General features: G+C 64.1%; 11 protein-coding genes. 4 read left to right on the top strand and 7 right to left on the bottom strand.

Annotation, left to right across the window (positions count from 1 at the left end; translation table 11 throughout):
• Positions 1–149: 149 nt before the first annotated feature.
• Positions 150–1,352, bottom strand: a complete 1,203-nt coding sequence (tyrS, locus tag GPT33_RS14645) for a tyrosine--tRNA ligase (protein ID WP_296810189.1) — start codon at positions 1,350–1,352, stop codon at positions 150–152.
• 192 nt (positions 1,353–1,544) lie between these two features.
• Here tyrS and GPT33_RS14640 point away from each other — a divergent pair, with 192 nt between their 5' ends.
• Positions 1,545–1,832 carry a hypothetical protein gene (locus tag GPT33_RS14640; protein ID WP_296810187.1) on the top strand — a complete coding sequence of 96 codons (288 nt, stop codon included), beginning with the start codon at positions 1,545–1,547 and terminating at the stop codon, positions 1,830–1,832.
• Here GPT33_RS14640 and erpA read toward each other — a convergent pair.
• The 6 genes from erpA to GPT33_RS14610 form a co-directional block, all read right to left on the bottom strand.
• Positions 1,829–2,179 carry an iron-sulfur cluster insertion protein ErpA gene (erpA, locus tag GPT33_RS14635; protein WP_296810185.1) on the bottom strand — a complete coding sequence of 117 codons (351 nt, stop codon included), beginning with the start codon at positions 2,177–2,179 and terminating at the stop codon, positions 1,829–1,831. The genes GPT33_RS14640 and erpA overlap by 4 nt on opposite strands.
• 125 nt (positions 2,180–2,304) lie before the next feature.
• Positions 2,305–3,060: a DUF6776 family protein gene (locus GPT33_RS14630; protein WP_296810183.1), complete on the bottom strand. Its 756-nt coding sequence runs from the start codon at positions 3,058–3,060 to the stop codon at positions 2,305–2,307.
• Between the two features lie 92 nt (positions 3,061–3,152).
• Positions 3,153–4,184, bottom strand: coding sequence for an N-acetyl-gamma-glutamyl-phosphate reductase (argC, locus tag GPT33_RS14625; RefSeq protein ID WP_296810181.1), 1,032 nt, complete (start codon positions 4,182–4,184; stop codon positions 3,153–3,155).
• 109 nt (positions 4,185–4,293) lie between these two features.
• A complete protein-coding gene (locus GPT33_RS14620) occupies positions 4,294–4,671 on the bottom strand; it encodes an iron-sulfur cluster assembly accessory protein (protein WP_296810180.1) in 378 nt (125 codons plus the stop codon).
• Positions 4,672–4,752: 81 nt separating this feature from the next.
• Entirely contained in the window at positions 4,753–5,382 is a 630-nt protein-coding gene (locus GPT33_RS14615; RefSeq protein WP_363929388.1) for a DUF5063 domain-containing protein, read from the bottom strand.
• Positions 5,383–5,547, bottom strand: coding sequence for a rubredoxin (locus tag GPT33_RS14610; protein ID WP_093029925.1), 165 nt, complete (start codon positions 5,545–5,547; stop codon positions 5,383–5,385).
• Positions 5,548–5,751: 204 nt separating this feature from the next.
• On the opposite strand from GPT33_RS14610, the gene GPT33_RS14605 reads away from it, so the two are divergent.
• Genes GPT33_RS14605 through hemL form a run of 3 tightly spaced genes read left to right on the top strand, consistent with a single transcriptional unit; the run spans position 5,752 to position 8,455 of the window.
• Complete coding sequence (locus GPT33_RS14605) at positions 5,752–6,543, top strand: hydroxymethylpyrimidine/phosphomethylpyrimidine kinase (RefSeq protein ID WP_296810177.1); 792 nt, start codon at positions 5,752–5,754, stop codon at positions 6,541–6,543.
• Positions 6,540–7,175, top strand: coding sequence for a thiamine phosphate synthase (thiE, locus tag GPT33_RS14600; RefSeq protein ID WP_296810175.1), 636 nt, complete (start codon positions 6,540–6,542; stop codon positions 7,173–7,175). The genes GPT33_RS14605 and thiE overlap by 4 nt, the downstream gene beginning before the upstream one ends.
• A complete protein-coding gene (gene hemL, locus GPT33_RS14595) occupies positions 7,172–8,455 on the top strand; it encodes a glutamate-1-semialdehyde 2,1-aminomutase (protein WP_296810173.1) in 1,284 nt (427 codons plus the stop codon). Before thiE ends, hemL begins: the two co-directional genes overlap by 4 nt.
• The last annotated feature ends 443 nt before the right edge of the window (positions 8,456–8,898 follow it).

The following is an 8,898-nucleotide window of genomic DNA, read 5'->3' as shown; positions in this document are numbered from 1 at the left end:
ACCGCTCCGCTCGGGTTCCCCCTCAGCGAGCCGCGCATTCTATACGACTCGGATGCGCTGTCAAGACCTGTGTGACGCGCAGGTGACGATGAGGTGACGAAGCGCCCAGAACAGCGGCTAACCCGACCCCGACGCGGCGCGGGCAGCCTTCAGGACACGCGTACTCGCGCGACGCGCCGCTTGCCGACCTGATAGACATGCTCGCCGCCGGCCGCGCAGGACAGGCGCGCATCTTCAATCCGCTCACCGTCGATCCGCACGGCGCCCTGTCCGATTAGACGGATCGCCTCGGAGGTACTGCTGACCAGACCCGCCGCCTTTAGTAAATTGGCGATCGGCAGCGTGCCGTCCTCGCCCGCCGACACGATCTCCTCCGGGACATCCTCGGGTAGCGCCCCACGCTGAAACCGCGCCACGAAACCTTCGAGCGCCTGCCGAGCACGCTCGGCGTCATGGAAACGGGTGACCAGCTCCAGCCCGAGCTCGAACTTGATGTCGCGCGGATTGGCGCCTTCCCGCACCGCAGCCCGCCATGCCTGAATCTCGGCCAGATCCCGCGTGCTGAGGAGCTCGAAATAGCGCCACATGAGGTCATCCGACACCGACATGATCTTGCCGAACATCTCGTCGGGCGCATCCGTGATGCCGATGTAGTTACCTAGAGATTTCGACATCTTCTGGATGCCGTCCAACCCTTCGAGGATCGGCACCGTGATGACCACCTGCGGGTCCTGGCCGTATGTCTCCTGGAGCTGACGCCCGACCAAAAGGTTAAACTTTTGATCGGTTCCACCCAGCTCGACATCCGCCTGCAGCGCGACGGAGTCGTAACCCTGGATCAGCGGATAGAGAAACTCATGGATCGCGATCGGCTGCCCGCCCTTGTATCGCTTGGCGAAATCGTCACGCTCGAGCATCCGAGCCACGGTGTGTCGGGCTGCCAGCTGAACCAAGCCCGCCGCTCCGAGCCCTTCGAGCCAAGACGAATTAAAAACGACACGCGTGCGATCCGGGTCGAGGATCCGGAAGACCTGATCTTGATAAGTCTTGGCGTTGTCTTGGATCTGCTCGCGGGAAAGGGGCTTGCGCGTCGCGCTCTTCCCGGTGGGATCGCCGATCATCCCGGTGAAATCACCGATGAGAAAAAGGATCTCGTGCCCGAGATCCTGGAACTGGCGCAGCTTGTTGAGGAGAACCGTGTGCCCGAGATGAAGGTCCGGGGCCGTCGGGTCGAATCCCGCCTTGATCCTCAGCGGACGCCCGAGGGCCAGCTTCCGGCGAAGTGCGTCTTCGAGGAGGATTTCGTCGGTCCCGCGCTTAATGAGCGCGAGCGTGCGTTCGAGTGGCTCCATGATGTTCGATCGTCCAACCCATTGGGCTTCGGCTGAAAGCCGACGAGATTACGACGGAGACAAGACGCCCACAAGTCGCCGGCCTTCTATCGTTTCGGTGGCCCGAGGCGCGGCTTGTCGCTCGGCCTCTTTTGGGTCTACACTAGGCGTCACCTGGAAAACTTTGATTTTTCCGAGCCTTGTGATCGAGTGATGATGCGAGACTACAAATTTAGACAAACGGAGTGGCCGCGACGCAAGGCGCGCAGCAAGATGCTCAAGATCATCGCGGGGGTGTTGGCCGTGCTAGCACTCGCGCTCTTGGGGTATGCCGGCTGGCAGTGGTTTTCGACCCGGCCGGTCGACGAGGGCGCGCCCAAGTCGCTCGATAGCCGCGTCATCCCGCTCACGATTCCACCGAAGCACCCCACGAGCGCCGGGGCCGAGTCGGAGGGACCTGCAACCGCGCCCGCGCAGGCGATCCGACCGGGGCAGAACTAAGTCGAAAAGGACGAGCCGCAGCCGCAGGTCGTGGTCGCATTGGGGTTGCGGATCACGAACTGAGCACCCTGCAGACCCTCGGTGTAGTCGATTTCCGAACCCATCAGATACTGCAGACTCATCGGGTCGACCAACAGGGTTACACCGTCGGTCACGACCTCCGTGTCGCCGTCCTGTACTTCCTCATCGAATGTGAACCCGTACTGGAAGCCCGAGCATCCGCCTCCTTGGATGTAGACGCGCAGCATCAAGGAGGGATTACCCTCCTCGGAGATCAATTCGGCCACTTTGGACGCGGCGGAATTGGTGAAAACCAGCGGTTGATCAGCAGCAGCTTCAGTCGTCATAGTCGGTCGGCTCTCGGGTTTAGGATTTCAGGATTCTTATCCTATGCTCTTCGTTGGTTTTTTCAAGCGCGTAGGCCCGTCGGCGAACGAGGGCGGGCGATTCGCCGACTGAAGATGGAGTCGCCTCAAGCATCGCGAGAGAACTCCTCCGGGAGCGACCCAACCGGCGCCTCCGTCGTCGGGGCCCAAGGGAAGGATTCCGAGGTCGGTATCAAGCGGTCGTCGGACGGCTCGATCCCGATCAGAACACCGGAAGGCTCGAAATCGGCGGGTAACGCGAAGGACCCGGACAGACTTTGGAGGTATTCCAGCGCGATCGGCAGTACTCGCGGCTCCGCGCTCGGGAGATCCTCGAGAGACAGCGTCACGACACCACTTGGGTTCCGCCCTTCGATCTCGAATCGGATCAGGCCGGCTGACTCCGCGAATCCGGGTACCACTTGGGTCAGCGTAAACGAATAGCGGAACGCCTTGGCTGTCCCTTCGGAGACGATGCGCAGGTCTTGAACACGAATTGCGCCGCGGTGGCCCTCTTGGACCAATCGCTTCAGATACGAAAGCTCGCGACTTAAGTCCAAACGGGCGTCTTGGGCTTCCTTGAGTTGATCGGTCAGCGCGCGCGCCGTCTCCCGGTCGATCTGACGACTCCGTTCGGAAATAACCCGATCGCGCAGCGCGGCCGCCAGCTCATCGCGCAGCGCGTCGCGCTGCGCGATCAAGTCAAGGCGCTCGGCATCGAGAGCAGCCAATTCCGGTTGCATGAGCGACGTCGCTCGCTCCTGGCCGAGTTCGAATCCCGCCCAGAGCGCCGCTGCCAAGAGAACGGCATACAGACCGCCCGCCAGCAAGCGATAGGAGAGGCGTCTCAAGGACTCAGTCACGGGGTCGGTAAGATCGGGAGCCGGCGATCGGGGACATGGACCGCTTGCGCATCGGCTCGCCCGAATCCATCGGTCTCAAGCAGACCCGGCCTCTAGGGGAGGAGAGCCAATGCGCCCAGCCCGGCGGATTCTTCAATGCCGAACATCAGATTCATGTTCTGAACCGCCTGCCCTGCCGCACCTTTCACCAGGTTGTCGATCACGGACTGGACAACGACGACACCGGAGTCGCCTTGGCGCGTCGCCGCCATCCGGCAGAGGTTTGCACCACGCACCGAGCGGGTATCCGGATGCGCCCCGCCCGGCATCGGATCGACAAAAGGCTCATCCGCGTAGTAGTTCGAGAAAAGGTCGTCGAGATCCACGTCGGATCGGGTCAAGCGCGCATAGAGCGTGGCCTCGATCCCGCGGATCATCGGGACCAAGTGAGGCACGAAGGTCAGGTTCAGTCCCGCACCGGAAAAGCGCTCGAGGTTCTGGCTGATTTCCGGAGCATGCCGATGCCCGGTGACGGAGTACGCCTTGAAGCTTTCGCCGACCTCCGCCATCAACAAACCCGTCGTCGCCTTGCGCCCGGCACCGCTGACGCCGGACTTTGCATCGGCAATCAACCAGCTCGGATCGACCACTCCGGCGGCGAGCAGAGGGAGAAACCCGAGTGTTACCGCCGTCGGATAGCAACCTGGATTCGCCACCAGTCGTGCGCCGCGCACCGCATCTCGGTTGAGCTCCGGCAACCCGTAGACCGCCTCGGACAAAAGCTCGGGGCAGGCATGAGGCATCCCGTACCAGGTCTCCCAGAGCACGGGATCCTTCAGACGAAAGTCGGCGGCCAAATCAACCACACGCACATCGCGTGCGAGTAGATCGGGCACCGCCTTCATCGCTGTTCCGTTGGGCGTTGCGAAGAAAACGAGGTCGCACTCAGCCAGCGCACCCTCGTCGGGCGCCGTGAACTCGAGATCCAGCCGACCCCGCAGATGAGGAAACATCTCGGCAACGGGGACCCCTGCCTCGCTCCGCGACGTGATGACCGCCAGCTCAGCGGCGGGGTGCCGTGCCAAGATCCGCAAGAGCTCCGCGCCCGTATATCCCGTGCCGCCGACGATTCCAACCCTCACCATACCGACTCGACTCCAAACGCGCGAAAAGCAGAATGCGATCCTCCATCTCCCCAACGAAAAAAGCGGCATAAGCCGCTTCTCGTTTCGAGGCGACGCGAGGCTTTCGGGATCAGGAGCAGCCGCCGCCCGAGGACGACGAGGACCCGCAAGAGCCGCAACCTCCACCACCGCCGAGCTGCGGAAGATTGTTGAACACGAAGGTCGCGTTCCCGTCGCCTTGATCGACGAAGTCGATCTCCACACCGCGCAGATAGGGCAGCGTACCGTCGTCGACCACGACCTTGAAGCCGTCGTATGCCAACACGCCGTCGTCTTCGTTGATGGCATCGGTGAAGGTCATCCCGAAACTGATGCCGCTGCACCCTCCAGGCGTCGCAAACACACGCACGCCTTGCACGTTGTCGTCGACTTGCTCGAACAGATCGGCCATCTTCGCCTGAGCCGGCGCGGTCAGCGTCAGCTCCATTTCATTCAACACCGCGGACATAGGACTCGGCCTCTTGACAAATCGGTTTAGCGCGAGAGGTTAGCAGAAAACCCGACCATTATACTACCGCCAGATTAAGGGTCAAAGATCGAGCCTACCTTGGGCGGCGAGCAGGGCGAGGTGGCGCTCGGCATCGACGAGATGTTGCCCCCAGTGGCGATCGAACCCGTAGGCCCAGCCCCTCAAAGCGCGCTCGGGGTGGCACGCATACAGCCCGAGTCCGGATTTCAGCTCGCAATAGATGTCGGTCAGATCATCCGCCAAGCTCCCGGTCATCCCGTCGGCACCCTCGCTGGCCCGATCGAACTCGAGCCAATAGCCGTCGCGATCGGCGAGCAGCCGACGCAGGCGCCAGAACAGCTCGAAGCGCGCATCGAGATCCACCACGCTCATCGGAACCACGCCCGAAACCGGGGCCGACGCCGAGGAGATGGCTGCCTGCAGACGCGGCAGCAGACTCGCGACATCCCACAGCCAACGCCGACGATGCTCCTCCGCAGACGCCTCGATGAGATCACAATACCGCCTGGCGAGCCCGGCAACCTCAAGGCCCTCGAGTCCGCTCACATGTCGTTCTGCGATCGCGTCCATGCCAAGGAGTGTAGACGAGAAAATCCTCAATGCGCGGGAACGACCGAGTGCTTGCAGCCGCTCGGAGTCGCCCACCGATCCACTCATGGGCGTCGCCGGATCGTCATAATCACGGTACATTCAGACCTCGACCATCTCGAAGTCGTCCTTCCCGGCACCGCACTCGGGGCACTTCCAGTTGAGCGGGACATCGTCCCAACGCGTCCCGGGCGGGATATCATCGTCCGGCCAGCCCTCCGCCTCGTCGTAGATCAAGCCGCAAATCACACACATGTAGGTCTTCATCGAGTCGCTCCGTCGTAGGTCCATCCCCCGCCGCAGGGGATTGTCGGGTTCGACATCCACGATCGCATCAGGGTTTAATGGGCTCCAATGGTCGGGCGGGTCACCTCGGATTTCAACGAAACCCTAGCGAATCAATCCCGGTTTCTCCGCGGAACGCACTCCGCGGCGGCGGCACACGCCGGCTGCGCAGAAGAGACTCCTCCAATGAGCACGTTTAACGATCGACCCGTCGTCATCTGCGTCGGCGGCCACGACCCGAGCGGCGGGGCCGGCATTCTCGCCGACGCCGAGGCCGTGCGGGCCGCGGGCGCCTTCCCGGTGACCGTCATCAGCGCGCTGACCGAGCAAAACACCTGCGGGCTCTCGCGCGTCTACCCGCAGACCCCGGAGCATGTCGAGGGGCAGTGTCGCGCCCTGTTGCGCGACTGCACCCCTGGCGCACTCAAGATCGGGATGATCGGCAGCACCCCGCTGATCGACCTCCTCGGCACGCTGATCGACGAAAACCCCGGCCTTCCGGTGGTCCTCGATCCCGTCCTCGCCAGCGGGGCCGGGCAGCGGGTCGCGGACGCCGCCATGCTGGATCGATTGCGGGAGATCCTGATCCGCCGCAGCACGCTCATCACGCCGAATCTGCCGGAGGCGCAAACCTTGACCGGCGCACTCGATCCAAGCGAGTGCGCGACGCGCCTACTCGCGCTCGGCGCACGATGGGTCCTGATTACGGGCACGCACGACGACACGGCCGACGTCACCAATTGGCTGTTCAACGCCGAGGGACTTCAACAACGCCTGGACTGGCCGCGCTTGCCCGGCGACTATCACGGTTCGGGCTGCACGCTGGCGAGCGCGATCGCCGCCCGCCTCGCGCTCGGGGCGGCAATGCCGGAGGCCGTCGCCGAAGCCCAAGCCTATACCTGGGAGAGCCTCGATCGAGCACTCCGGACCGGCCGCTGTCAACTGACACCCAATCGCCTTTACGCACTCGACCGATGACGCACCTCGACGGACTCTATTTGATCACCCCGGATACTGCAGACGCCCCCGGCGTCCTCGCCGAGCAGGTCGCGCAGGCCATATCGGGCGGGGCCAGGCTTGTCCAATATCGCCACAAGGGACCGGATCGACGGCTTCGACGCGAGCAGGCCGCCGCGGTCCTGTGCGTGTGCCGTGGCGCCGGTGTGCCCCTCATCGTCAACGATGATGTGGCACTCGCGGCCGAAATCGGCGCCGACGGGGTGCACCTCGGCCGCGACGACGGCGACCCGACCGCAGCCCGCCGACGCCTCGGGACAGACGCCGTCATCGGCGTCTCCTGCTACGACGACATGGCCCTTGCACAAGCCGCCGAGCGAGCCGGAGCCAGCTATGTCGCCTTCGGGAGCTTCTTCCCCTCGGCCACCAAACCGCATGCGGTGCGCGCCTCCGTGGCGCTTCTGAGCGCCGCGCGCGACAGCCTTCGAATTCCCGCGGTTGCGATCGGCGGGATCACGCCACAAAATGGCGGGCTATTGATCGCGGCGGGCGCCCGGATGCTGGCGGTCGTGACCGGTGTCTTCGCGCAGCCGGACCTCGCCGCCGCGGCCCGCGCCTATGCCTCACTTTTTGTCGACGGAGACCCCCGATGAACCGATCCCATGATCTCTTCCAAGCCGCGCAGCGTCATATCCCCGGCGGCGTGAACTCGCCGGTGCGCGCATTTCGCGGCGTCGGCGGCGATCCGGTCTTCTTCGACAGCGCCTCCGGGGCCTATGCGATCGACGCCGACGGCAAGCGCTATGTCGACTATGTCGGCTCCTGGGGCCCGATGATCCTCGGGCACGCCCATCCGCAGGTCATCGCGGCCGTGCAGGAGCGCATCCAGAAGGGCCTCTCCTTCGGCGCCCCGACCGAGCTCGAAACGACCATGGCCGACCGCGTCTGCGAGCTGGTCCCGAGCATGGACATGGTGCGCATGGTCAGCTCCGGCACCGAGGCGACCATGAGCGCACTGCGTCTGGCCCGCGGCTACACGGGTCGCGACAAGGTGATCAAGTTCGAGGGCTGCTACCACGGTCATGTCGACTCGCTGCTGGTCAAGGCCGGCTCGGGCGCACTGACACTCGGCGAGCCGAGCTCGCCCGGCGTGCCCGCGGCCCTGGCCGAGCTGACCATCACGCTGACCTACAACGACCTGGCGCAGGTCCGCGAGACCTTCGCCGAGATCGGCAGCGAGATCGCCTGCATCATCGTCGAGCCGGTCGCCGGCAACATGAACTGCATCCCGCCCGTGCCCGGATTCCTCGAAGGTCTGCGCGAGATCTGCGACCAATACGGCGCGGTGCTCATCTTCGACGAGGTCATGACGGGCTTTCGCGTCTCGCGCGGCGGCGCCCAGGAGCTGTTCGGCGTCACCCCGGACCTCACCGCGCTCGGCAAGGTCATCGGCGGCGGCATGCCGGTCGGCGCCTTCGGCGGCAAGCGCGAGATCATGTCCCGCATCTCCCCGCTCGGCCCCGTCTATCAAGCCGGCACCCTCTCGGGCAACCCGATCGCGATGGCGGCCGGCCTCAAGACCCTTGAGCTGCTCAGCGAGCCCGGCTTCTACGACCGCCTGAGCGCGACCACCGCAAAGCTCCTTGCCGGCTTGCAGGCACGCGCCGATGCCGCGGGGATTCCCTTCAGCACCAACCAGGCCGGCGGCATGTTCGGGCTCTTCTTCACCGGCGAGAAGGTCACCAATTACGAGCAGGCGACGACCTGCAATCAGGATCAATTCAAGACGTTCTTCCATGCCATGCTCGAGCGTGGGGTCTATCTAGCCCCGTCCGCGTTCGAGGCCGGTTTCGTCTCGATGGCGCACGGCGAGACCGAGATCCAGGCGACGCTGGATGCGGCCGAGGAGAGCTTTGCCCAAATCGCGCGCTAAACGGCTGCTAAACCGCGCCCGGTGCAACATGCGCCGTTCGTGACTCGGTCCAACGCTGGTGCGACCCACCAGCGCCGGAGTCGGCGCGGTTTAGAAAACGAGAAGAAGGGAATTTTTCGCGCATCTTACGCGCAGTCCGCTCGTTGTACTGATGGCGAGAGGACGACTCGAACACCTCCTGTTGATTGAATCCTAAGAGCCGACAGGCTAAGCTGTAGGGGTAACGGTTTGCGGCGATCTCGGGACGTGGGCCACCAGTCGCAGGCCAGGACGGTAGGGACGCCCCCCTACTGCTCCCGCCTCCAATAGATCAAATCACCTGCGCGCTTACCTTCCAGATACCCATCATCGCGAAGTGTCGCGTAGTTTGTACGACCGCTCCACGCGCCGCATGCCCCCTGCACGCGCTCAAAGGCGGCAATACACGACAGAAATCCCCAACG

This window comes from Thiocapsa sp. (assembly GCF_011390875.1).
In the GTDB taxonomy this organism is placed as follows: Bacteria; Pseudomonadota; Gammaproteobacteria; order Chromatiales; family Chromatiaceae; genus Thiocapsa.
This window is presented reverse-complemented; position numbering and strand designations above follow the sequence as displayed.

What these genes read in the sequence shown, in the direction of transcription:
- GPT33_RS14640 (WP_296810187.1), top strand. Translation starts at nt 1,545, where the DNA reads ATGATGCGAGACTACAAATTTAGACAAACGGAGTGGCCGCGACGCAAG.
- GPT33_RS14615 (WP_363929388.1), bottom strand. Translation starts at nt 5,382, where the DNA reads ATGTACCGTGATTATGACGATCCGGCGACGCCCATGAGTGGATCGGTG.
- thiE (WP_296810175.1), top strand. Translation starts at nt 6,540, where the DNA reads ATGACGCACCTCGACGGACTCTATTTGATCACCCCGGATACTGCAGAC.
- erpA (WP_296810185.1), bottom strand. Translation starts at nt 2,179, where the DNA reads ATGACGACTGAAGCTGCTGCTGATCAACCGCTGGTTTTCACCAATTCC.
- GPT33_RS14620 (WP_296810180.1), bottom strand. Translation starts at nt 4,671, where the DNA reads ATGTCCGCGGTGTTGAATGAAATGGAGCTGACGCTGACCGCGCCGGCT.
- tyrS (WP_296810189.1), bottom strand. Translation starts at nt 1,352, where the DNA reads ATGGAGCCACTCGAACGCACGCTCGCGCTCATTAAGCGCGGGACCGAC.
- hemL (WP_296810173.1), top strand. Translation starts at nt 7,172, where the DNA reads ATGAACCGATCCCATGATCTCTTCCAAGCCGCGCAGCGTCATATCCCC.
- GPT33_RS14605 (WP_296810177.1), top strand. Translation starts at nt 5,752, where the DNA reads ATGAGCACGTTTAACGATCGACCCGTCGTCATCTGCGTCGGCGGCCAC.
- argC (WP_296810181.1), bottom strand. Translation starts at nt 4,184, where the DNA reads ATGGTGAGGGTTGGAATCGTCGGCGGCACGGGATATACGGGCGCGGAG.
- GPT33_RS14610 (WP_093029925.1), bottom strand. Translation starts at nt 5,547, where the DNA reads ATGAAGACCTACATGTGTGTGATTTGCGGCTTGATCTACGACGAGGCG.